General features: G+C 40.9%; 26 protein-coding genes and 3 pseudogenes. 5 read left to right on the top strand and 24 right to left on the bottom strand.

Going from position 1 to position 23,720, the window contains the following annotated elements:
* Window positions 1–6 precede the first annotated feature (6 nt).
* A pseudogene (locus ACPC58_RS05395) lies at window positions 7–480 on the top strand (arginine repressor).
* Window positions 481–527: 47 nt separating this feature from the next.
* Here the strand turns inward: ACPC58_RS05395 and ACPC58_RS05390 are convergent.
* The 18 genes and pseudogenes from ACPC58_RS05390 to ACPC58_RS05305 all read right to left on the bottom strand — a co-directional run bounded on the left by ACPC58_RS05390 (window position 528) and on the right by ACPC58_RS05305 (window position 14,280).
* Complete coding sequence (locus tag ACPC58_RS05390) at window positions 528–1,748, bottom strand: MFS transporter (RefSeq protein WP_434065466.1); 1,221 nt, start codon at window positions 1,746–1,748, stop codon at window positions 528–530.
* Window positions 1,749–1,979: 231 nt separating this feature from the next.
* Window positions 1,980–2,150, bottom strand: coding sequence for a hypothetical protein (locus tag ACPC58_RS05385; protein WP_434065465.1), 171 nt, complete (start codon window positions 2,148–2,150; stop codon window positions 1,980–1,982).
* A 117-nt stretch (window positions 2,151–2,267) separates the two neighbouring features.
* Window positions 2,268–3,281 carry an ornithine carbamoyltransferase gene (gene argF / locus ACPC58_RS05380; RefSeq protein ID WP_434065464.1) on the bottom strand — a complete coding sequence of 338 codons (1,014 nt, stop codon included), beginning with the start codon at window positions 3,279–3,281 and terminating at the stop codon, window positions 2,268–2,270.
* Between the two features lie 176 nt (window positions 3,282–3,457).
* Window positions 3,458–3,893: pseudogene (locus ACPC58_RS05375) on the bottom strand (GNAT family N-acetyltransferase).
* Window positions 3,894–4,500 (bottom strand): annotated as a pseudogene (locus ACPC58_RS05370) (arginine deiminase family protein); the annotation flags it as partial.
* A 342-nt stretch (window positions 4,501–4,842) separates the two neighbouring features.
* A complete protein-coding gene (gene whiA, locus ACPC58_RS05365; RefSeq protein ID WP_434065463.1) occupies window positions 4,843–5,754 on the bottom strand; it encodes a DNA-binding protein WhiA in 912 nt (303 codons plus the stop codon).
* A complete protein-coding gene (locus ACPC58_RS05360; RefSeq protein WP_277837102.1) occupies window positions 5,751–6,725 on the bottom strand; it encodes a gluconeogenesis factor YvcK family protein in 975 nt (324 codons plus the stop codon). Before ACPC58_RS05360 ends, whiA begins: the two co-directional genes overlap by 4 nt.
* Window positions 6,722–7,609, bottom strand: coding sequence for an RNase adapter RapZ (gene rapZ, locus ACPC58_RS05355; protein WP_217374024.1), 888 nt, complete (start codon window positions 7,607–7,609; stop codon window positions 6,722–6,724). The genes ACPC58_RS05360 and rapZ overlap by 4 nt, the downstream gene beginning before the upstream one ends.
* Before the next feature lie 22 nt (window positions 7,610–7,631).
* Window positions 7,632–8,012 (bottom strand): RidA family protein, encoded by a 381-nt coding sequence (locus ACPC58_RS05350; RefSeq protein ID WP_130554943.1) that lies wholly within the window; start codon window positions 8,010–8,012, stop codon window positions 7,632–7,634.
* 49 nt (window positions 8,013–8,061) lie between these two features.
* Window positions 8,062–9,381, bottom strand: a complete 1,320-nt coding sequence (locus ACPC58_RS05345) for an MATE family efflux transporter (protein ID WP_434065462.1) — start codon at window positions 9,379–9,381, stop codon at window positions 8,062–8,064.
* Between the two features lie 137 nt (window positions 9,382–9,518).
* On the bottom strand, window positions 9,519–9,722 hold the full coding sequence (locus tag ACPC58_RS05340) for an LPXTG cell wall anchor domain-containing protein (protein ID WP_130554941.1): 204 nt from the start codon (window positions 9,720–9,722) through the stop codon (window positions 9,519–9,521).
* On the bottom strand, window positions 9,703–10,041 hold the full coding sequence (locus ACPC58_RS05335; RefSeq protein ID WP_171989763.1) for a type II toxin-antitoxin system RelE/ParE family toxin: 339 nt from the start codon (window positions 10,039–10,041) through the stop codon (window positions 9,703–9,705). Before ACPC58_RS05335 ends, ACPC58_RS05340 begins: the two co-directional genes overlap by 20 nt.
* The gene (gene relB / locus ACPC58_RS05330) at window positions 10,041–10,328 is read right to left on the bottom strand and encodes a type II toxin-antitoxin system RelB/ParD family antitoxin (protein WP_130554939.1); all 288 of its coding nucleotides are present in this window, start codon (window positions 10,326–10,328) and stop codon (window positions 10,041–10,043) included. Before relB (ACPC58_RS05330) ends, ACPC58_RS05335 begins: the two co-directional genes overlap by 1 nt.
* A 147-nt stretch (window positions 10,329–10,475) precedes the next feature.
* A complete protein-coding gene (locus ACPC58_RS05325) occupies window positions 10,476–10,745 on the bottom strand; it encodes a type II toxin-antitoxin system RelE family toxin (protein ID WP_130554938.1) in 270 nt (89 codons plus the stop codon).
* Window positions 10,735–10,962: a type II toxin-antitoxin system RelB family antitoxin gene (gene relB / locus ACPC58_RS05320; RefSeq protein WP_130554954.1), complete on the bottom strand. Its 228-nt coding sequence runs from the start codon at window positions 10,960–10,962 to the stop codon at window positions 10,735–10,737. The genes ACPC58_RS05325 and relB (ACPC58_RS05320) overlap by 11 nt, the downstream gene beginning before the upstream one ends.
* A gap of 281 nt (window positions 10,963–11,243) precedes the next feature.
* Entirely contained in the window at window positions 11,244–12,590 is a 1,347-nt protein-coding gene (gene asnS, locus ACPC58_RS05315) for an asparagine--tRNA ligase (protein ID WP_130554937.1), read from the bottom strand.
* Between the two features lie 14 nt (window positions 12,591–12,604).
* Window positions 12,605–13,786, bottom strand: a complete 1,182-nt coding sequence (locus ACPC58_RS05310; RefSeq protein WP_434065461.1) for a pyridoxal phosphate-dependent aminotransferase — start codon at window positions 13,784–13,786, stop codon at window positions 12,605–12,607.
* Complete coding sequence (locus tag ACPC58_RS05305; RefSeq protein WP_418126605.1) at window positions 13,783–14,280, bottom strand: DUF5590 domain-containing protein; 498 nt, start codon at window positions 14,278–14,280, stop codon at window positions 13,783–13,785. The genes ACPC58_RS05310 and ACPC58_RS05305 overlap by 4 nt, the downstream gene beginning before the upstream one ends.
* A gap of 146 nt (window positions 14,281–14,426) precedes the next feature.
* On the opposite strand from ACPC58_RS05305, the gene ACPC58_RS05300 reads away from it, so the two are divergent.
* Both ACPC58_RS05300 and ACPC58_RS05295 read left to right on the top strand, forming a co-directional pair.
* A complete protein-coding gene (locus tag ACPC58_RS05300; protein WP_130554934.1) occupies window positions 14,427–14,867 on the top strand; it encodes a MarR family winged helix-turn-helix transcriptional regulator in 441 nt (146 codons plus the stop codon).
* 75 nt (window positions 14,868–14,942) lie between these two features.
* The gene (locus tag ACPC58_RS05295) at window positions 14,943–15,455 is read left to right on the top strand and encodes an NADPH-dependent FMN reductase (RefSeq protein ID WP_277843927.1); all 513 of its coding nucleotides are present in this window, start codon (window positions 14,943–14,945) and stop codon (window positions 15,453–15,455) included.
* A 305-nt stretch (window positions 15,456–15,760) separates the two neighbouring features.
* Here the strand turns inward: ACPC58_RS05295 and ACPC58_RS05290 are convergent, their stop codons facing one another.
* The 6 genes from ACPC58_RS05290 to ACPC58_RS05265 form a co-directional block, all read right to left on the bottom strand.
* The gene (locus tag ACPC58_RS05290) at window positions 15,761–16,195 is read right to left on the bottom strand and encodes a CoA-binding protein (RefSeq protein WP_434065460.1); all 435 of its coding nucleotides are present in this window, start codon (window positions 16,193–16,195) and stop codon (window positions 15,761–15,763) included.
* Between the two features lie 47 nt (window positions 16,196–16,242).
* Window positions 16,243–17,001, bottom strand: a complete 759-nt coding sequence (locus ACPC58_RS05285) for a glucose-6-phosphate isomerase (protein ID WP_434065459.1) — start codon at window positions 16,999–17,001, stop codon at window positions 16,243–16,245.
* A gap of 18 nt (window positions 17,002–17,019) precedes the next feature.
* On the bottom strand, window positions 17,020–19,656 hold the full coding sequence (gene polA, locus ACPC58_RS05280; protein WP_434065458.1) for a DNA polymerase I: 2,637 nt from the start codon (window positions 19,654–19,656) through the stop codon (window positions 17,020–17,022).
* A gap of 457 nt (window positions 19,657–20,113) precedes the next feature.
* Window positions 20,114–20,875: a type II toxin-antitoxin system toxin PezT gene (pezT, locus tag ACPC58_RS05275; protein ID WP_434065457.1), complete on the bottom strand. Its 762-nt coding sequence runs from the start codon at window positions 20,873–20,875 to the stop codon at window positions 20,114–20,116.
* Window positions 20,875–21,351, bottom strand: a complete 477-nt coding sequence (gene pezA / locus ACPC58_RS05270; protein WP_434065456.1) for a type II toxin-antitoxin system antitoxin PezA — start codon at window positions 21,349–21,351, stop codon at window positions 20,875–20,877. The genes pezT and pezA overlap by 1 nt, the downstream gene beginning before the upstream one ends.
* Window positions 21,352–21,480: 129 nt before the next feature.
* The gene (locus ACPC58_RS05265; RefSeq protein ID WP_434065455.1) at window positions 21,481–22,788 is read right to left on the bottom strand and encodes a hypothetical protein; all 1,308 of its coding nucleotides are present in this window, start codon (window positions 22,786–22,788) and stop codon (window positions 21,481–21,483) included.
* A 227-nt stretch (window positions 22,789–23,015) separates the two neighbouring features.
* Between ACPC58_RS05265 and mazE the strand changes: the two genes are divergently transcribed.
* Both mazE and ACPC58_RS05255 read left to right on the top strand, forming a co-directional pair.
* Window positions 23,016–23,231: a type II toxin-antitoxin system PemI/MazE family antitoxin gene (gene mazE / locus ACPC58_RS05260; protein WP_434065454.1), complete on the top strand. Its 216-nt coding sequence runs from the start codon at window positions 23,016–23,018 to the stop codon at window positions 23,229–23,231.
* Window positions 23,221–23,565, top strand: coding sequence for a type II toxin-antitoxin system PemK/MazF family toxin (locus ACPC58_RS05255; protein ID WP_434065484.1), 345 nt, complete (start codon window positions 23,221–23,223; stop codon window positions 23,563–23,565). The genes mazE and ACPC58_RS05255 overlap by 11 nt, the downstream gene beginning before the upstream one ends.
* The last annotated feature ends 155 nt before the right edge of the window (window positions 23,566–23,720 follow it).

Here is a 23,720-nt window from a genome sequence, read left to right as displayed (position 1 = left end):
ACCCCCATGAATAAGATTGAAAGTCGCCATAAATTAATCCTTTCCTTAATAAAAGAAAAAAACTTCACACGCAACAAGAACTATAAGAATTGCTGGAATTAAACGGTGTCATCGTTACCCAATCAACCTTGTCTCGTGATATCAAATTATTAAATTTAGTAAAGGTCAATGAAGATGCCTCTTCTTATTACATGGTCAACCCGATCGTACCAACCCGTTGGGAAAAACGCCTCCGTCTGTATATGGAAGATGCTCTCATTATACTCAAAACAGTACAGCACCAAGTTATATTAAAAACACTTCCAGGACTGGCCAGCTCCTTCGGCTCAATTCTTGATGCCATGGAAATTCCTGAGATTGTCGCGACGCTTTGTGGAGACGATGTCTGTCTCATTATTTGCCAGGATAATCAGGCAGCTCAAACTTGTTATGGACTACCTCACCCAATTTACCCCACCATTCTTTTCATCAAAGGAATAAGAAAAAAATATCCTAGGTAACATGTGATTGCCTAGGATATTTTGTTTTTATCGAAATTGATTGTATGCTTCTTTTTTTAAATTACTAATGGAGAGCATCGCTGCAAAGCTAATTAGATACAGGATTGAGAGAAAAATCATGACAACTGCTGTGCTGGATACATCTAAAATCCTCCCAATGATGACAGAAGAAAATCCGCCAATGGCACGTCCAACATTTAAGATCACATTATTGGCTGTTGAGCGAATATGATGCGGATAGAGCCGTGTTATCATAGCTCCGTAACCAGCAAACATTCCGTTTACAAAGAAACCAACAATCATACCGCCCAAGATCATCGTCATTTGTGAATTTGCAAACTGGAATAAGAATACACAAACTGCTGATGACAGTAAAAAGGCGCTGTAAACAGGACGAGGACCAAATTTGTCAAGAATTTGTCCGAATACTAACATTCCTATGCACATCCCTAAAATGGTGGTCACCATCCACAATGATGAATCTTTCACGCTAATCTTTAAACTAGTTTGAATAATAGTCGGTAACCAATTCATCATACCAAAATAACCAGCAATCTGCACAGTTGTCATCACCATTAGAGCCAGCGTTTGTCTAGCTAGACCAGGTGTCTTGAAGAGTTGACCTACATGGGCAACTTCAGAATCTACTGGATCTTCTCCCTCAGTATGGTCCTTAATATTTTCATCATCAATTGCAAATTGCATCCAAAGAACCAACAAGAGGGGTGCTAATCCAAAGAGAAATAAACCTTTCCAACCCAATGTTGGTGCTAACCAACCTGCTAGAAGGGCCGATGTGATGGAACCAACTTGACCAGCAATCCCATTAAGCGAAGAAATCCGTCCCATTTTTTCCTTGGGTACAATACCCGCCATGATGGCTATCGCTACCCCATACTCACCACCAACACCTATACCAGCAATAAAGCGCATGATATAAAGATAAGGCAAGCTGGTTGTGAAATATATGAGTCCAGTTGCAATAGCAAAGATTACAATGGTCCACTTAAAGACTTTAAACTTATTATAACGGTCAGCTAGGACACCAAAGACTAGTCCACCTAGAAGCATTCCTAAATTCGTAATGGTGGCTATCCATCCTGCTTGAGCACTTGAAATAGAAAGCTCTTTGATAATACTGGCCATTGAAAACGAGAGGAACATGACATTTAAATCATCCGTTCCGGAAGCAACAATGGCAGAAGCAAGGGCACGTCGATTATTTTTATCGAGCGAAATATGTAACATAAGCATCTCCTTTTAATGGCAGCTCTCAGACTGTCTTTATTAAATTGAGAAGAACTTCAAACAAATAAGGATTGGAAAAATATCCAATCCCGCCTGTTATCGATAGTAGTTAATAGATCATCTCTAACAAATTTCTAGGAAGAGATGTTTCTGTGTAAACTGCTAACTTTCTTGTCTCACGGGACACGTTTAAAGTTATCAACAATTTCTACTAGTGTAGCTCACTTCTAGCTATTTGTCAAGAAGAGTATGGTAAAGGTAAATAATCATCTGGAAATGATAAAGCTGCCATGGAAGGCCCCTTATCATCTTGAACCCCTCGGCCAACCAAATGGTCATTTTTTTTGGTTGCTTCAAAAGGGAGAGGTTCCCAGCTGGAACGACAATTTTACGATGAGTCATATTGATTCTCTTCCCTCCTTCCTGCAAAGAAATCGCTTACATTTCGATTTTCAAACTGGGGACAGGGTCAAAATTGAATCCGGTCCCCAAACATGATGATTTCACTGACCATTTAAGCTACACACGTGGTACAAATGGATCACCTAATGTTGCTGCCATCACTGCTTTAATGGTATGCATGCGATTTTCAGCTTGGTCGAAGTGACGAGCATACTTGCTACGAAATACTTCGTCTGTTACTTCCATTTCTTCTAAACCAAATTTTTCAGCGACATCTTTACTATAAACAGTATTAGTATCATGGAAGGCTGGTAAGCAGTGCAAGAAAATCAAATTCTCATTTTCAGCTTTTTTCACCAAATCCATGTTTACTTGATATGGTTTTAATAATTTCACACGTTCTTCAAATTTAGATTCTTCACCCATTGATACCCAAACGTCTGTATATAGGACATCTGCGCCTTTAACAGCCTCTTCAGCATTGTCCGTAATCAATACACGCGCACCAGATTCTTTCGCAAATCCTTCTGCAAGGGCTACCACTGTTTCTTCTGGGAAAAGTTCTTTTGGTGAGAAGATGTGCACATTGACACCAAGAATAGCCCCTGTTACCAAGAGGGAATTCGCCACATTGTTGCGTCCATCACCACAGTAAACCAAGGTCAATCCTTCTAACTTGCCAAAGTTTTCTTTCACTGTCAGATAGTCAGCCAACATTTGAGTAGGGTGCCATGCATCTGTCAGACCATTCCATACAGGTACACCTGAAAATTCGGCCAATTCTTCCACCATCTTTTGACTGAAACCACGGAATTCAATCCCATCGAACATACGTCCCAATACCTTTGCTGTATCTTCTGTGGATTCTTTTTTACCAAGCTGAATATCATTAGCGCCTAGATATTCAGGATGTGCACCCAAGTCAATCGCCGCAACAGTAAACGCAGCACGCGTACGAGTGGATGTTTTTTCAAATAAGAGGGCAATATTTTTACCTTCTAAATAGCGATGAGGGATATTGCGCTTTTTCAAATCCTTTAAGTGAGCTGCAAAATCAATCAACCATTCTAATTCAGCGCGAGTGAAATCTTTTTCCGCTAAAAAATGTCTGCCTTTAAAAATATTTGTCATTATACTTCTCCTGTTCTTTATACTCAATGAAAATCAAAAGTAGCCTAGCTTCAACTATCTCCCAGATAGTTGAAGGCTGGAAATATTGCGAGCTGTGTTCGCGACATTAAGCCGAAGATGGAACTAGAGTTCATCAAGGCGAGTTGACAACGGATAATTTTGATTTTCGAAGAGTATTACCTTAAATTTTTGGTCAGAGTCTTACACCATTCACCATCTTCTAAATAGATTTCGGAAGTTGGCTGATAACCAAGCATCTCATAAAATGGTTTAGCTGTCAACTCAGAATGTATATTTATACATAAAATATTCGTTTTTTTGGCATATCCTTCCAATTTTTGGATAATTTCCCGAGCATATCCCTTCCCACGGTGTGGGGCCAGGGTAGCAATTCGAGTCAATCTTGCAGTTCCAGATTCTGTTAGTAAGAAACGGCTGGTAGAAACTGGCTCGCTATGAACGAGTAGATTGGCATAGGCACTCATATTGATCAAACTCATCTTCTCGTGCGATGGATTTTTCCATTACAAAGACACGATATCTTACGTACATAGAACATGCACGATGCCAAGGCTCACTTCCAATAACCAGTTCAACATCTGGTTCATTCATTTAGATATCCTCTCTGACAAAAGGCATAGACATGCAACGTGGTCCACCACGACCCCGAACTAATTCACTACCGCTAATCTTGATTAACCGAAGACCTTTTGATTCTAGGATGGCATTGGTAATAGTATTTCGTTTGTACACGACGACAACCCTGGTGCGATGGTCAAGGTATTGGAACCATCGTTCTATTGTTCCCGACCAGCAGCTACAATATTTTCACCCCCACAACGAATCAAGTCAACTTTTTCAACACCCAAGTTTGCAGCTAGTAATGCAGCCAAATCACCATGTTCTTCTTCAATATGAAGCTCTTCATTTTCATAAGTAACGGAGAAGACACGCAAGCTACCTTCAATTTCTGGGTGAATGGTAAATTTATCATAATCTACCATAGTAAAAACAGTGTCCAAATGCATGAATTTCTGACTATTGGCAAATTCAAATGCAAGGACCTTCTTAAAGCCAAGGCCTCTTTCAAATATATTGACGAGTAGTTTTTCAATAGAAGCAGCATCAGTTCGTTGCGAAATACCGACAGCTAATACATCTTTAGACAAAACGAGCTGAAACCACCCTCAATACGTGTGGTTTCATCTCGATTGTAGACCAAAAGTAATCTCTTGGGTCCTGTGCATAAAAAATGACCTGTCCCTTAGCAATCTTTCTAAAACGGATATGCCTCGCTAACTGATCAAAAGCTTCTCTGGTAAGTTGTGCAAATGTCTGATGTGTTTTGAGATAATCATACTGTTCATTACTAATTATTCAGAAACCTCCAATCACGACCATCTTCTATGTATATTTTACAATACGGAATCGATAAAACCTAACATTTGTGGAAGCGAATACAAAATCACTGTAAACAAAAAAATAATCACCTACTCCCCCCCACAGCTCCTTCCTAGATGAGAACTGAAACAGGGCAAGAAGTGATTATTCACAATTTTACCTATAATTCTTCTGCAATTTTATTTAACTTACGTAAACGATGGTTAACACCACTCTTGGTAATGGGCTGTGACAGGCTTTCAGCTAACTGTTGGATCGAATAATCAGGGTGTTGAATGCGCAATTGGGCAATTTCCTGTAAATCACCCGATAGCTGGTCTATACCGATTGTGTCCATTATTTTAATAATATTATTAATGGTTTTCATGCTAGCAGTGACTGTCTTGGCAATATTGGCCGCTTCAGCATTGGTGGTACGATTTAAATCATTCCGGGCTTCCCGTAACAATTTCACGTTTTCAAACTCAGTCTTTGCATCTTCTGCCCCAATCACCAAAAGAAAGTCCATAATATCTTCTGCCCGTTGCAAGTAGGTAATGGTTCCCTTTGACCGCTCTATAACCTTTGCATCCAATAAAAATTTCTGCATCAAATTGGCCAAGTCATAGGCATGATCACTATAGACAGAGGCAATTTCTAATTGGTATTTGCCCTTTTCAGGATCCTTTACGGAACCACTTGCTAAAAAAGCTCCACGTAAATAGGCCTGACTACACGAATCATTTTCCAAAACTCTTGGTGAAATCCCTGTATCCAAACCAAAAAAACTGTCAGCCAGATGGAGATCATTGAGAATTTCGTTGACTCCATCTTCCACAAAAACCGAATAAACACGATTTTTCTTTAAATTTGACTTTTGATGATGCCGAATTTCTGCTTTTATCTGGTAAAAGTGAAAGAACAATTCATAGATATGACGCGCAATCTTGGCGTTTTCAGTGCTAATCGAAAGAGTCAGCCCTGAAGAAGCAAGACCAAGACTACCAGCCAACTTGATAATGGCTGACAGTTCACTTTTGTTTTGATTGGATTGAAGCAGTAATTCTTCTTTGACATGCACTGTGAAACTCATGTTCGCACCTGCAGAATGTTAAATAACTCTTCCACGACTAAATCCCCATCATGGAAGGCACCACCATTTTCTAGTTTCAAGAAGTTTGAAGAAATGATGCGACAGCCCTGTTCCTCTAAGCCACGAAAATCATGCTTGACCTGCACCAAATACTCATCAAAAGCATAGGTATTCATGTATTCTTTTGGAACAGGCTCAATATTCACTAACACCGTATCCACAAATGGACAGGCCAGATGTGCATTCAACACACTGACGTGATCGGCATCTGTGAAAGACTCTGTCTCACCACGCTGGGTCATGATGTTGCAGATATAGACGACTTGAGCTTCCGTCTCACAGAGGGCTTTTCCAATATCTGGAATCATGATATTTGGTAGGATGGACGTATATAGGGAGCCTGGACCAAGGACAACCAAGTCGCTGTCCATAATCGATTGTACTACCTGACGGCTGGCTTTCGGTTCCTCATCATTATACGTATTCGTCACATAAACATGACCAATCATCCCCTTGTAGTCCGCAATTTTACTTTCACCAACCACTTCTGTCCCATCTGTAAAAACAGCATGAAGCGTTAAAGGTTCCTCACTAGATGGATAGATCCTACCAGTCGTATGAAAGAAACGTGTCAATAAACGCATGGCGTCATATGTAGACCCTTGCATTTCTGAAATACCCGCGATAATCAAATTTCCCAGAGGATGACCAGCCAAGGGACCGTCCGATTCTGCAAACCGATATTGAAAAATCTTTTCATAAAGCTTTGGCATATCCGACATGGCTAACAACACATTTCGCAAATCACCCGGAGGAGTAAGCTGTAGGGCCTGACGAATCTCGCCTGACGAACCTCCATCATCGGCAACAGTCACAATCGCTGTGATATCGGCATCCTTGGCACGAAGGCTCTTCAAAATCACAGGAATTCCCGTACCGCCACCAATCACTGTAATCTTTGGTTTCCTCATGAGCGGTTGACCGTTTCCTTCCGTCTATCCTTGTCGCGATGACTACGGTTGACAATCCAGTTTTTTTCTAAATCGTCAGCAAGGCGTTTAGCAAAAGCTACGCTTCTATGTTGACCACCAGTACATCCAATGGCGATGGTCAAAATAGATTTTCCTTCCTTCTGATAGCCTGGCAGAATTGGTTCAATCAAACCAAGCAAATGCTTGTAAAACTCTTCTGATTCCTCATGCTCCATCACGTAATCATAAACAGACTGATCAAGGCCAGTCAGTTGCCGTAACTCTGGTTTATAATAAGGATTTGGCAAGAAACGGACATCAAAAACCAAGTCCGCATCTAGTGGCAGGCCATATTTAAAGCCAAAGGACATCACTTCAATCCGAAAAGACGGTTGGTTTTCTTGACTGGCAAACTGTTCGGAAATCTCCTTCCGTAAATTTCGTGGAGTCAATTCCGAAGTATCAATCACATTTTGACTCATATTTTTCAATGGAGCCAAGAGTTCACGCTCAAGCTGAATACCATCCAATACACGGCCTGTTGCTGCCAAGGGGTGTGACCGTCGTGTTTCTTTGTATCGTGCAACCAACTCACTATCGGTCGCATCCAAGAAAAGGATTTTAAAGTCAAGATCTTCTGCGTTTTCAATTTCGTCCAGCACTTCCCGAATCTCAGAAAAGAAAGATCGGCTCCGCATATCAACCACCAAAGCGATTTTGTTGTTATCCTGACTATGACGAATTAATTCTAAAAATTTTGGCAAAAGTGTCGGTGGCATATTATCAATGGTAAAATAACCCAAATCCTCAAAGGATTGGATGGCTACAGTCTTGCCCGCACCCGACATTCCTGTCACAATGACCAAATGGAGTTTATCTGACATGGCAGTCCCTCCTATTCTCTCTCTATTCTCCAATGACTGCTATTACTTCTATCTCAACCTTTACATCACGAGGCAAACGAGCCACCTCAACAGCAGAACGAGCTGGAAACTCAGCTGAAAAAGCAGTTTTGTACACCTCATTAAATGCTACAAAATCATTCATGTCTTTCAAGAAACAAGTTGTCTTCACCACATGGTCAAAATCAGTCCCTGCTTCTGATAAAATTGCACCAATATTTTTTAAAACTTGTTCCGTCTGTTCTTGAATGGTTTCCCCAACAACTTCACCAGTTTCTGGTGAAAGAGGAACTTGACCGGAAGCAAACAGGAAGTTTCCTACCACTTTTCCTTGTACATATGGTCCAATCGCCGCTGGTGCTTTATCTGTATGAATCGTTTTCATCTGTCAATCTCCTTTTTATTTACTCATACTATTATACCAAAAAACCAGCTTATTCAGCTAGTTTTCGTGTTTTTACCATAAATCTCCATGTGAGGAAGATCGCTCTCAAGAAAATGTCAATCAAAATCGACAGCCATACCCCTGCGATTCCCCAATCCAAAATCTGACCGAGGACAATTACCCCAACCACGCGCAGCCCCCACATTCCAATGGCTGTGGAATAAAGAGGCGACTTGGTATCGCCCAACCCTTGCAGTGCGCCAGCCATTATCAAGGAAACCGCGAGCCCAGGTTGGTTAAACGCATCGATTTTCAGGGCGATGACGACTTGATGAATTGCTTCAAGGTCTTTGGTGAATAGCTGAGCAAAATACGGGGCTGCGAAGTATAAAACGATACCAAGAAGGGACATGATGACTACCCCATAGGCTGAGCTCAGAAATGCGACTTTACGCACTGTAGGGACATCTCCTTTTCCCAAAGATTGACCAATTAAGACCGCCGCTGCAGTCGCAAGTCCATAGGCAGGCATATAGGTAAAACTTTCAATATTGCCAGCAATCATATGGGATGCATATACGGTCGTTCCGAGTGCAACAATCAAACTAAAATAAATAACCTGTCCCAACCGCATCACCAAGCGTTCCATGGCTGCTGGAATGATCAAATGCACCAGTTCCTGATAGTCTTTCCGAAGTCCACTTTTTTGAAATGATAAAGCCAACTCAGACTTTTGAACCTCTCTAGTAAGCAAATAGCAGCCAAGAAGTCGCGCAAAAATTGTTCCAAGAGCTGTACCTAATATCCCAAGACCATCCCACGAACCAAATCCAAAAATCAAGAAGTAATCCAGTAAAACATTAGTGACATTGGTAATAATTCCCACCTTCATCGGAGTCACCGTATCTCCAGTCGCCCTCAAAATCGTACCCAAACTAGTCATACTAGCATGAAGTAGGGAAAAACCACCTACCCAATAAAAGAAGACTTGAGCATCCTCCAAAGCACTACCGTTTGCTCCCATGGCTTGTAACATCCACCGCCCAAAGAAGATAGAAATAAAACCAAATACGATACCACCTGCTATTGACAATTCTTGTGTTTGGCGAGCATATTGTCTGGCCTTCTCTTTCTGACCCGCTCCCAGACTTCGAGCAATAAGCGCCGTCCCACCAACACCAATAGCTAAAAATACCGCCAAATAGACATTCAAAATCGTATTAGCCAACCCCACAGCTGTAACAGCAACAAGCCCCAACTGAGCAATTAAAAGGGTATCGAAAAAACCGACCAAGGTCTGAAAAATATTTTCAATTGTTGCCGGTAGGGCTAAGCGAATAATCTCGCTTCCTAAACGCTTACTTTTCATATGAACTCCACTATTTTATTTAGAATTATTATAAATAAAAATACAAAAAATTGCAAGAAAAACAGACTACATTTGTAGTCTGTCTATCCCTTAGATTAAAGGACTCTATAAAGGAAATGTAAGCAAATTATAAAATTTCAATAATCAATCAACTCTTTCTTCACGTCGCTGACGAGCAGAGCAGCAAAAGCAAAGCTTGTCGCTAATACCGTTAATCCAATGAAATTCATGAAATTTGTTTCTTTCTCACCAGTTGTAGGAAGGCTACTTTGCCCGGATTCTTTTGAATCAACCACATAATCGATAGATAAATATCCACTATTATCTAAAAAGTTTAGCATAATCAGTCTTTGATGAGAATAGGAAAGCAACTTCAACTAAATGCTCTTCCTGGTTTACAGTATAGATGACAATATATTTTCCATTTTGAATGGTTATTCCTCGGCTACTACGGCCATTCTTATCAATCTTAACTCCAATTTTTTCATCAGCATCGAATCCACGCTCTGGAAAGAGTTCTAGGCTCTCTATTTCATCAAAAATGGCCGTTACTAAACGCTCTGCAGTTTCTGGACTCAGTTTCACATTAGCAACATAATCCCTAATACTTTTGATTTGCTCAATAAGCTTTGGCGAAATAATGACTCTATATTTCTCCATTATCCTAGTACTGCCTTTCTCGCTTCCTCAACCGACAACCCTTTATCTGCTTTTAGCGCTTCATAGCTAGTGGAAACTTCTTCTTGAAGTCGAGCAATTAACTTCTCTCTCTCCTTTTCCTCTACTGTCTTAAAAGGCAGTGTTTTGGAAATTGCGACCTCTTGTACAAATTCATTGAATGCTGATGTAATATCCAGTCCGTTTTCCTGAAAGACCACTTTCGCTAATTCAAAGTATTCTGAATTTACTTTGAAGTTGATTTGTTTATCCCTTATTACTGTTGGCATAACTAAGCCCTCTCTTGTGTATAGATGATAACTATATTATATCATTTTAAATAAATATACACAAACTATATTCGTTCTGTATGTTTTCTTTTCAAAATAAATAAAAAATAAAAAAGAACCGTGCCAGTTGACACGGATAATAATCAATCATTTCCGATAAATGTCTTTCCGATGCCCAATTTCAAGAGCTAAGATGACCATTTTGTTATCAATAATATCGCAAATTACACGATAATTCCCAACTCTATACCGCCACAGGCCCTTATAGTCTCCTACCAAGGCCTTGCCAAACTGTCTTGGATTTTCCAAACCGTCCAATCTTTTTTTCAAATCCTTAGCAAGCATCATCCCTACATGCCTGTCCATTTTTTTCAACTGCTTCAAAGCATCATCGCTGAGAACAAGTTTATAAGCCATCTTCTAACTCCGCAAGCACATCATCAATCGAGTGTGTAACAGGATTTTCTTGGAATTTCTTCAAAGCCTTGATACCAATTTCATAGTCCAACTGGTCTTCTATCTGTTCAATAAGTGCTGATTTGAATAACTCAGACAGGCTTTTTCCCGTATGAATGGCATAGCTTCTGAAAATTTCTTCTTCTGTTTCATTTAATCGCAAAGATACAATTCCCATCATTCCACCTACTTTCTTATTGTAATACATTGTAAAACAATTCGTTCAAAATGTCAATTGATACTCAATGAAAATCAAAAACAGACCACATTTGTAGTCTGTCAGTGAATATTTATTTCGCAGTCTTTCAGTTTACTTTTAGTACTAGCTCTAACAGTCTAGGAATAGACTGTTAGAGGTCGGAAATAGAGCGAACTACGTTCGCACCAAAAGCTGCAGGCTGTACTAAGGTACGGCAAAGCGAGTTAACGACGTAATAAAAGAAAAACTGAACGACTGTATTACGGATGCAAGCGGTGCAACATTCTCGGGAACGGAATCGCTTCACGGATATGTTTTGTACCTGCTACGAAAGTTACCATGCGTTCGATACCAATACCGAAACCACCGTGTGGTACGGAACCGTATTTACGAAGATCAAGGTAGAAGTCATATTCCGACTTGTCCATACCAAGTTCATCCATTTTCGCTACCAAGGCATCATAGTTGTCTTCACGCATTGAACCGCCAATGATTTCACCGTAGCCTTCTGGAGCAAGCAAGTCTGCACAGAGCACACGTTCTGGGTTGCCAGGAACTGGTTTCATATAGAAAGCTTTAAAGCTAGCTGGATAGTTCACAACAAAGGTTGGTACACCAAAGTAATTTGAAATCCATGTTTCATGAGGTGAACCAAAGTCATCACCATGCTCGATGTGTTCGTAGTCTGTATCTTCATCCGCTTCATGCTCTTGCAGAAGGGTAATGGCATCATCATAAGTTAAGCGTTTGAATGGTTCTGCAATGTAGCGTTTAAGGGCATCTACATCACGCTCAAGAGTCTCCAAGGCTTGAGGAGCTCGGTCGATGGCACCCTGAATCAAAGCTTTGACATAAGCTTCTTGCAAGTCAAGTGACTCATCATGGCTGAGGAATGAGTATTCCGCATCCATCATCCAAAATTCTGTCAAGTGACGGCGAGTTTTTGATTTTTCCGCACGGAAAACAGGACCAAAGTCGAAGACACGACCAAGAGCCATGGCACCAGCTTCAAGGTAAAGCTGACCTGATTGGCTCAAGTAAGCAGGTTGACCAAAGTAGTCTGTTTCAAACAATTCTGTCGAATCTTCTGCCGCATTTCCTGACAAGATTGGGCTATCAAACTTGATAAAGCCATTTTTTTCAAAGAATTCATAGGTTGCATAGATGATGGCATTACGGATTTGCTGGATGGCAACTTGTTTACGAGAGCGCAACCAAAGGTGACGGTTATCCATAAGGAAGTCTGTACCATGTTCTTTAGGCGTAATTGGATAATCTTGTGACTCACCGATCACTTCAAGGTCTGTCACATCCAACTCATAACCAAACTTAGAACGTTCGTCTTCCTTCACAATCCCTGTCACATATACAGAAGTTTCTTGGCTCAACCGTTTCGCCATATCAAACTTCTCTGTACCAGCTTCTTCACCGAATTTTTCAATGAAGTTTGGCTTAAAAGCAACTGCTTGGAAGAAAGCTGTTCCATCACGTAATTGTAAGAAGGCCAATTTCCCTTTACCTGACTTGTTGGCAACCCAGGCACCAATGGTCACTTCCTGACCCACGTAATCTTTCACTTGGTTAATCGTAATCAATTTTCTAGACATTCTATTTCCTCTTTTTATTTTTTCATAAATGTATGTAAACGAGCGACCGCTTCCTTTAGCGTATCCATATCTGTCGCATAGCTGAGACGAATATTCTCAGGAGCACCAAAACCTGCACCAGTTACCAAAGCCACACCGACTTCTTCCAAAATGGCTGTCGTAAACTCCGTTACGTCTGTAAAGCCTTTCATTTCCATAGCTTTTTTCACATTTGGGAAGAGATAAAAGGCTCCCTCAGGTTTGACCACTTCAAAACCAGGCACCTCAGCAAGCAAGGGATAGATGGTATTGAGTCGTTCTTCAAAAGCTTGACGCATGGTCTCTACCGTATCTTGGGGACCTGTGAAGGCTTCAATGGCCGCGTATTGGGCAACAGTAGTCAGGTTTGAAGTCGTTTGACCGATAATTTTACCCATAGCCGCGATAATTTCTGGATTACCTACTGCGTAACCAACCCGCCAACCCGTCATGGCATAGGCTTTTGCAACACCATTGATAACAATGGTCTGTTGACGAATGCTCTCTGAAATACTAGAAATCGGTGTAAAGGTATTACCGTTATATACCAAACGACCGTAAATATCATCCGCCAAGATCAACAAATCATGTTCTACAGCCCAATCACCAATAGCTTCCAATTCTTCGCGACTATAAATCATACCCGTAGGATTGGATGGACTATTGAGCAAGAGGACCTTGGTCTTGTCAGTCCGAGCTGCTTCTAGCTGATCAACTGTAACCTTGAAATGATGCTCTTCCGTCGCAGTTACAAAGACTGGCACCCCTTCATTCATCTTGATTTGGTCTGCATATGAAACCCAGTAAGGTGTTGGAACGAGAACCTCGTCACCTGGATTGATGACTGCTGCAAAGAAAGCATAGAGAATAAACTTGGCACCCGTGCCCACTACTACTTGATTGCGTTGAATAGAGTATCCATAGAACTTCTCAAAGTAAGTATTTACCGCATCTTTCAACTCTGGAAGACCAGAAGCTACTGTATAAAAACTAGCCTTGCCATTTTCGATGGCTTGAATAGCTGCTTCTTGAATATTTTTAGGAGTAACAAAATCTGGTTCCCCCAGCGTTAATTCTAAAATATCGCGGCCCTCAGCCTTGAGTGCTTTCGCACGCGCCCCAGCAGCCAAGGTCACACTTTCTTCCATCTCTAAGACACGTCTTGATAACTTGCTCATAATCCCTCCATCTTGACAAAGTCACCTGTTTCAAAATCCACCAAATAATAGGCTGTCCCCGATTTGACTTCCCAAATCGGTTTGCCATCCCTATAGCCTAGAATGGTTCGATCAGCCGTTTTTGCACCATTTTCTTGAGCAATCGCTTGCGCTTCTTCCTTTGTGATCCCTGCCCCAACTGGATAGACATAAATAGTGGACGAAGAACTTGGTATCAACACATATACCTCATCTCCGCTCTTATCCTTACCTTTCAAGCTATAATAAGTTTCCGTACCATTATAGATTGCAAAGTCATCCACCTGACTCACATCCGCATATTGCTGTGCAATCTGTTGCGCCCCAACTCTAGCCTCCTCAAAAGGACGAGAAGACTGCTCCCAAACGTAGAGGATCAAAAAGATAACACTGAATGCAAGAACAAAAAAACCAATAAGACATTGACCCAAACGGCCACGAGCAAATGCCAAGAGACGACTGAATTTTTTTTCCATAGTAGCCCTATTATACTACAAATCACCTTGCAATGCTATTTTTTCTAGAAATTCAAATGGAAATTTTACAAAAAATATTCAAGTATACCTTTCTATTTTTTAGGAAATCACTTGCCAATCAATGTAAATATTGCTAAAATATTCGTATGAATAGCGTAGAAAAATCATTAAACGAAAATAAACATGCCTTACACAGCCTTGTCGTTTTTCGGAGAGCAGCAAATACTATTTCAAAAAAAGAAATGGAAACCATCAGAAAATATGGACTGACAGTTGCCCAATTTGGAGTATTGGAGGCACTCTACAACAAGGGCGATTTGAGAATTCAGGACCTAATCGATAAATTGCTGAGCACATCTGGAAACATGACAGTGGTCATCAAAAATATGATTCGAGAAGGCTACATTTCCAAAACCATCGATTGCAAGGATAGAAGAGCCTTTCGAATTGGTCTGACACCTTATGGACGAGAAACCATTGAGAAAATCCTACCTGATCACTATGCTCATGTAGGGGAACTCTTTTCTGTACTCAGTCAAGAAGAACAAGTTCAGCTAGCTGAGATTTTGAAAAAATTTAAAAATTAGGTTCATAATTATTGCTAACTAGTGATATATGATGTATACTATTACTATCACATTATTTAAGGAGCTATTTACATTATGGCAAACGTATTATTTTTAGTTGGTTCTCTTCGTGAGGGTGCATTCTCTGCTGAATTGGCAAAATCTGCTGAAAAAGCACTTGAAGGAAAAGCAACTGTTGCTTACTTAGATTGGAAAGATGTTCCTGTATTCTCACAAGATCTTGAAGCTGATGCACCTGCAGCTGTTAAAGCAGCTCGTGCAGCGGTATTGGCTGCTGATGCTATCTGGATTTTCTCACCAGTATACAACGCTGGCATTCCAGGTTCAGTAAGAAACCTTCTTGACTGGCTTAGCCGTGCACTCGATCTTTCTGACACAACTGGTGTTTCAGCAATCAACGAAAAAGTTGTTACTGTATCAATCTCATCATTTGCACACCAAGACGAAGCAGCTGTTGAATACCGCAAACTACTTCCATTTATCCGTACTACTTTGGTTGATGAATTCACTCTTGCAACAATTGGTGCACCTGTTGATGAAGCTCAACTTGCAAAACAAGCAGATGCCCTTCTTGCAGCAATCAACTAAAACCATCTGGCAATCATAAACCACCAACCGAGCCAACCGTGCTCGGTTTTTTGCAATGAAAAAGTGAAAAAGCTATAGAACTGGCCTCTTCCCCTTAAGAGGGATTCACCAAGATTCTATAGCTTTTGTAGTCTTTTGAATTAACTTTGATACATCGTCACTTTCGGTTTGCCGTACAATAGTACTGTCTGCACCTCAGTTCCTTGTCTGAAAGCTAATTCATTCGACTATATTTTTTTCACCGAAACTGATACTCAATGAAAATAAGTCAACAAGGTCTCTTCTGATTTTCGAAAAGTATGAATTTATTCTCCAATCATCTTTTGGTATTCAATCTTAATGCATCGGTTCATGACAATCTGGTCTCGACCTGCCTGACGAAGGATTTCCTCAGCTTCTTGACTTTCCAAACCGAGTTGAGCCCAGAAAATTTTAGCATCTGTTTCAATGAATTCACGAGCAACGTCTGGGAGAAATTCACTCCGTCTAAAGACATTAACAATATCGATGGAAAGAGGAATATCTTTGAGACTTGCATAAACAGTCTCACCAAGAATTGTTTCTCCAGTAGACCGTGGATTTACTGGAATAATCCGATAACCAGCGTCCTGCATGATCCTAGAAACCCGATAGGCTGCTGTTTCTTCCCGATTGGATAAACCAACTACTGCGATGGTTTTAGCTTCTTTAAGATAGTCGAAAATAGTATCCTGACTAGGATTTTGAAATGCGTACGTCATATAATTCTCCTTAATCTGAAAGATTATCAATAACTTTCAAAGCCATCTTACTTTTTAGAAATCTGATATACAACATCCTTCAATTGACCTATAGCTTTTTTCAACAAAGTGCGATCCATATCAAGTCCAGGATCCAGCGAATAATATATTGCACCAACCACAACAGAATCATCATAAGCACCAGTTGATTCCATTCGATAAAAAGTTAAACGTGCTAATTTCTGGTCCTCCAAAATCTGACGACCAACCTGCCATTCCTGACCTGCAATCTGAACAATCGTATCTTCTGAAAAATCGTGATTGGTCTCTTTCATGCGTTCGGCCAGCTCGTCCATGGTCATATTGCGGCCATCTTCTAATGGAGATTGGTTGAAGGCGTTGATATTATAAAGCTGAACCATAAAGGTACTGGCACCTTCTTTCACATCATAGACAGCCATAAGAGTCTCATCTTCGGTGTTTTCCACATTAATCGTCCATGTTGATGGAACATCGTAATAACGAAAATACTCTTTAATATTTCCATTTTCATCCTGTTCAGCTATACCATTGTTGGCCGCATGAATCTTGTGGGCTTTTTGCGTCTCATCCGCTGGTGGATTTGGGTTGACAACATTGGTTTCTGCATTGGCCAAGACATCTAACTTTTCGTTACTTGTATCTTCTTTCTCCTGTAAAATAGGCAAGGTGGCTGAGAATTCTTCTCCTGATGAACTCGACTGTTGACTTGAACTCGTTTGTTCCTTACCACCACATGCAGTGAGAAACAAACTCAGTAATCCCATCAGTACAAGTGATTTCTTCATCGATTTACTTCCTTTAACTTATTTGGCTTCGTACCAAGTCTCACCTTCATTTTCATCCGCAATCAAGGGAACTGACAACTGAATGGCCGACTCCATGGTCTCCTTGACCATAGCTTTTACTGTTTCCAGCTCTGCCATTGGCACTTCTAAGACAATCTCATCGTGTACCTGCAAGAGCATACGGGTCGAAAGACCAGCGTCTGTCAGTGCCTTATCAAGATTGATCATGGCTACTTTGAGAATGTCTGCGGCCGAACCCTGAATCGGTGAGTTGATGGCCGTCCGCTCCGCGAAATTACGGACATTGAAATTCCGAGAGTTGATATCTGGCAATTCTCGACGACGCTTGTAGAGCGTTTCTACGTAGCCCTTATCACGGGCTTCTCGCACAATGTTTTCCATGTAGTTTTTGATACCAGGGAAACGTTCAAAATACGTGTCAATATAGTTTTTGGCTTCCTTACGGGAAATTCCAAGGTTGTTGGAAAGACCGAAATCAGAAATTCCATACACCACACCAAAGTTGACAGCCTTGGCATTCCGACGATCATTTGGCGTCACATCCTCTGCCTTTTCAATCCCAAAAACACGCATGGCTGTTGACGTATGAATGTCAGCACCCTGTTGGAAGGCTTCAATCAAGTGTTGGTCTTGGGAAATATGGGCCAATACACGCAATTCAATCTGTGAATAGTCCGATGCCAAGAGGACACTATTTTCAAGCGAAGGAACAAATGCCTTCCGAATCAAACGACCTTGTTCTAGACGAACAGGAATATTTTGCAGGTTTGGATCCGTCGATGAGAGACGACCTGTCTGCGTCAAATCCTGCACATAGCGGGTATGGATCTTACCATCTTCTAAAATGGCATCCTGTAAGCCGATAACATAGGTAGACTGAAGCTTGGTAATCTGACGGTAGTCCAAAATTTTTGAAACAATTGGGGCGATCGGGGCCAACCGTTCCAAGACATCCACCGCTGTAGAATAGCCTGTCTTGGTTTTCTTGGTGTATTCCAAGGGCAATCCCATATCCTCAAAGAGAACAGTCCCTAATTGCTTAGGCGAATTGATATTAAATTCTTGACCAGCCAACTCATAGATTTCCTTGGTCAACTGCTCAATTAAGACTTCATTTTCAGCCTGCATGGCTTTTAAGGTCTCTACTTTTACCTTGATTCCAGCAATTTCCATCTTGGCTAAGACATTAGCAAGCGGCAACTCCATCTCAAAGAGAAGATCAGACTGCTGGTTTTCCTCTAACTTGGCCAACATCGCTGCTTCTGTCTCCATCAAGACCTGCACCTTGCGGGCCAAATGTGGGAAGAATACATCACGCTCAGGCAGAGCCAATTTCGCACCTTTGCCGTAAATGGCCTCGTCAGGAATCAAGCTGGTCTGTCCATAGAGATGGGCGATGGTTGTCAGCGCATTGTCGTCAACTGTCGAAAGCAAATACTTGGCGAGTCGGCTATCAAAAGTTGCAGGTGGTAAATCAATCCCTTTACGAGCAAGCAAAACCTTACCACGCTTGAAATCATAGGTTTTGATAGGCTGGTGTTCCAGAAAATCCTTCAATACCGGACTATCCAAGAGCTCAGGTCCACCAACATAGATACCATCCTTGTCCCCCCAAGCCAGACCAACCACCTCTTCTCGGTGGTAATTCTCCCCCAAGATTTCAAAGTAAAAGAATTGGTCTTTTTTGAACATAGCAGAGCTGACTTCGGATACGATTTGAAAATCCAGTACTTCTTCCTCTTGCGTGTTCGTCGTGCCTAGCTGGGCCCGTAACTGTTTGAAGCCCATATCATCATAAAACTGACCCAACTCCTCAATCCGTGGACCTTGGTAAACAATGTCATCCAAACCAATTTCAATCGGTGCCTGCGTATCGATGGTCGCAAGAGTCCGAGATAGAAAGGCCTTCTCCTTATCCGCAATCAAGTTTTCCTTCATTTTGGAAGCCTTCATACTATCGATATGTTCATAAATTCCTTCCAAGGAACCAAACTCAGTTAGAAGCTTCAGACCTGTCTTTTCACCGATTTTGGTCACCCCAGGGATGTTATCGGACTTATCTCCCATGAGGGCTTTGAGGTCAATAAACTGTGTTGGCGTGATGCCCATTTTTTCCATGAGGTAGGCAGGGGTAAATTCTTCGAACTCGGCAACCCCTTTCTTGGAAATTTCCACAACGGTGTTTTCATCCGTCAGCTGAATCAAGTCTTTATCACCGCTGACAATGGTCACATCGAAAGGAATATCTGTCTGCTCTGCCATTTTATCCAAAGTACCGATAATATCGTCGGCTTCGTACTGGCTCAGCTCATAGTGCTTAATCCCCATGGCATCGAGCATCTGGCGGATAAAGGGAAATTGCTCACGGAACTCGTCTGGAGTTTTGGCACGACCTGCCTTATAGTCCGCAAACATCTCTGTTCGGAAAGTTGTCTTTCCTGCATCAAATGCCACCAAAATGTGAGTCGGCTCAATCCGCTTCATCATGTGATCCAACATCAGGTGGAAACCATAAATGGCGTTGGTATGAAGACCAGTCGGACTCTTAAACCGATCGATTTGATGATAGAGTGCAAAGAAAGCACGAAAGGCTACAGAAGAGCCATCAATTAATAATAACTTGTTTTTATCCATAGAACTATTATAGCATGAAATCAGGGATTTTGCGGTATATGGACGCCTGATCAAATAGAAAATCCTAGCAAAAACTAGGATTTTTCAAAGTTTATCAGTTAAAAAGCAGAAAAAGCTCCATAAACGCTGTCATATCAACGTTTAGAGAGCTTTATTGACTGAAAAATTGTGTAGTGTATGCTTTTTTGTGGCTTTGTATTTGGCTTCACATTCCAAAGTGATACATATTAAACAAAGCAATCCTTCAGTGTTAATAATTAATGGCTACTAGTTTTTGCACAACCTTATGTTTTTTATAGATCTATTAATTCTGAATCTTTAGCCGATATTACGCGATTGTAATTCATTAAAACTAATAATTTCAACTGGAAACTCTACAAAGTTAGACCTTATTTTATTCACACTAATTAACAATAGAGTATGCCATAGTAATGGAATAATTATAGCTCATCCTCTTTTACTTCTCCCTCAACTCCCTCAACCGTTCCTGTCCTGCCTTCATCATATCATCCTCAACTTTACTCCATTCCCCGAAAAGGCAGTTTTGAAGAACTTCTGCTGCAGAACCTTCATCCGTTTCAGAATCGTAGATACAAGTCCTGTCTCTTTGATAAATCTGAATCTGGTCAAAGAGTTGCTCACTTTCTAACTCCTTCAAGTTATCAACCAAGTTCTCAACAATCTCATCATGGTGTTCTTTTGGTGTTGCCCTGGCCTGATTGGGATCTATGGCATAAAGCTCTTCGTAACGAATCAAGGTGCTGAGATAAGAAAGCTCTGGTTTGGTACCAATCACAGCTAAAGAAACTTGGTAACCTTTAGAAGCTAATAATTGAGCAATCTGACGAGGAACTCGAGTGGTTTGTAAGGTTGCTTCAATCAGCAAATGATAACCCTGCGTGCTGAGTTCGTCAATCAGGTACTCTACCATCTTTCCTGCAAATCCCTTGGTATAGTCCACGCTGTCCTTGCCATACTTTTCTTGCAGGGCTAGGTAATTGGGATGTTGAGAACGGTAGCTGTCACCATCTATGATAATGATATTACCTTGAAATTCTTTTTGCTTGATACGATGAATAGTTGTCTTACCTGCCCCGCTTTGTCCTCCAAGCAAGATAGCTTTCGGTCGATCTGGAATCACCTTTCCTCGGGTTAAAGCCCGAATGGTTCGCTGCAAGGCCTTCTGAAAGTCAGCCTCACTAAATTCTTCCAATCTCATTAAGCCACCACCCGATGATGCACCATGTCTAACATCCGCTCAATGCCATCTAAATAGCCATTGTAACGCTCAATTTCATCGAATGTATCGACAAGGTATATTTTCGTATGGATCAATTCGGCCAAGTCATCACTCATGAGAATCCAAGGGTTGGATGCATCATCAAAAGCAATATCCTGACTATCCTGGTATCTATAAAGCTGTGATAAAACGGCTGCTCCACGTTCTTTTATCACTTCTACTTTTAAAGTCAGTTGGTAATCTTCAACAGGTGTTAACATCTTATCCTCCCCTATAATATCGACATAAGAGACGTTAAATTTTTGACAAATGCGGTCGATGAGTTCTGTAGAAACGGTGCTGGTTCCATTTTCATAACGACTTAAGCTATTGCGTGAAATACCAACTATTTTCGCAAATTCTGGTTGTGTTAAATCATGTGTTCGACGTAGTGACTTGATGTTGTCTCCAATCATAGATATAGACCTCCTCGTATATATTTTTATTATAACACAAAAAACATTTTTGCACCAATTTTGGTGCGTAAATATATTGATATTTTTAGCTAGATGGACGCCTGATCAAATAGAAAAACCTAGCAAAAACTAGGATTTTTCTTTGCGATAATAAATGTTCTTAGCAACAACCATACTATGTGGTTTTTCATATTCTTGATCCAGATAGGTTTGATAGGTACCAGGGGCGATAAACCCTCGAATGCCAAGGATGTCCGTGCCCGCTTGTCCAATGACTGAGTCTGCCAAAAGGACACAGTTGGTGGATAGGACAAAATAGGTTTTGAATTTCGATTTTCTAAATTTAAATAACTCAGCACCGATTTCTTCTTTGATACGATAGGCGTACATTTCAATCGCTTGTCCATCTGCGGTTTTTGATACTTTTTCAGAACTTGGATTCCAAGGCACCAACAACTTGTCAATCTCATCCAACCGTTCTTCAATAGCTGCCTCTTGCTCAGGACTCAACACCATCTGGTAACCAAGTATGGTCATCCCCTCTTGGGTACAAAAGTCAATATAGGCTTGGCGCTCAGCTTTAAATAAAACACCATCACCAATCGCCCCACCCAGACGTTCCGACAAGACATCATAAGAGCCGTAGCCATAGACCCGTCCCTTATAACTCAGATCCACATGCCCTACCACACCAAAGCCTTCCTCACCCACATGAATGAAGACTTCTAGTGAGGGTACTGTCGCAATGTCTTTGTGACCATTATAAACGGACTGTGGCGTCTGACCTTTATTGTCTGCTAGAAAGTCGTTGATCCGTTGCAGGGTCAGTCGAGGAATGAGAGCAGCCATGAACAAGGGAAGAGTCACTCGAAGATGACGCTTGGGACGTTGCTGCTCGACTGCTTCTTCAAAAATGAATCCATCACGTAGATTAGTCAATCCATATAACACAAGGTAGCTCCCAATGATAAAGGTCTGGACAACTAGTTGAGTCCCAGAAACAAACAAAGACGCCACGCCTAGAATGGACAACCAAATCCCATCTATCAAAAAACGAAGCCTCGGTTCAACCTGATCTTTTCGATGCAAATAATAGGTAATAAAATTAATCACCGCTGTAAACAGCTGGTATATACCAATAAATATCGCCGCAAAATACAAGGGAATCTGAACGGCCAAGTCAATACTAGCTAGAATGCCAAACAAAACAGCCTTGCCCACCAAAGCTAAAATACTTTCATTTGAATTATTCTTTCTGAAGAAAATCATGCTCAATTCATAAAGAGCTAAGAAGAATAACCCAGCGTGAATAAAACGCAAAATCAACCCTGGAAATTGCCAGCCAGCAATCAGAAAGCCAATACCAATGATGACAAGAATCAGCCCCTCGCCAACCAGCTTTCGACCCGTTAAACCTAAATCACTAATCTTTTTCATATGAAGATTATACCATAGCACAGACGGCAGTCAAAAAGCCAGAGCTTTCTTTAAGAGATAGTTACTCAGGGTCCTTAATAAATCAAATTGTCCCGACTTTAGGATTCTTCGAATATCCTGTATTTAAACCCTTTGTAGCTATTAATCATTCGATATGCTCCATTTCTTTCAATTTGCCTTCATATTTCATTTGGTAGATACTCAGTGTGTACCAGGGAGGGATACACATGAACTCTGTTAAAACTCGAAAAGTTGGAAATTCTCTAGCAATTACCATTCCAAAAGATTTGAATATTGAAGAAGTGAAAGAGTTCATCGTTTACAAAGGTGTGAATAATGTCATTGTGCTTGCACCTAAAATTCCTAATCCATTTGACAATATTGAACCCTTCATCATCGACAATCACTTTGAAGGAGTAGTCTTGCTTGACAATGAAGGATAAGTACATATCACAAAAACAAGACATCATCTGGTTCGACTTTGACCCCTCACTTGGAAAAGAAATCCAGAAACGCAGGCCAGCGCTTGTTGTCTCTAGGCAAAAGTATAGTCAGGCAACAGGATTTGTTGCTGTCTGTCCGATTACACATGGCGCAAAGAACTTGGAAAGGCGCGGACTATCTGTCCCTATCATTCCGGATAAGGTAAATGGCGCTGTCAATCCAATGCAGTTATATACCTTTGATTTCAGAGCAAGAAATGCTAGTAAAATCAAACAGCTAGACACTTGGACCTTTCAGAAAGTCGTCCAACTATACAATTACATTTTTTATTAAAGAAAGAAAAAGTGACCTAGTCAAGCATTTTTGTAACACTAGTGTATAAAATTTCTTACGCTGCACGACATCGTGCAGCATAAGGTGTAAGTCCACCGTTTGCACGATGTGGTCTTACGTGATTATATTTCCCATAAACGAATTCATAGAGCTTT

It is taken from the genome of Streptococcus sp. VTCC 12905, assembly GCF_049893385.1.
GTDB lineage: Bacteria > Bacillota > Bacilli > Lactobacillales > Streptococcaceae > Streptococcus > Streptococcus suis_AA.
Note: the sequence above shows the minus strand (reverse complement) of the source record. Positions and strands in the feature narration are given on the sequence as shown.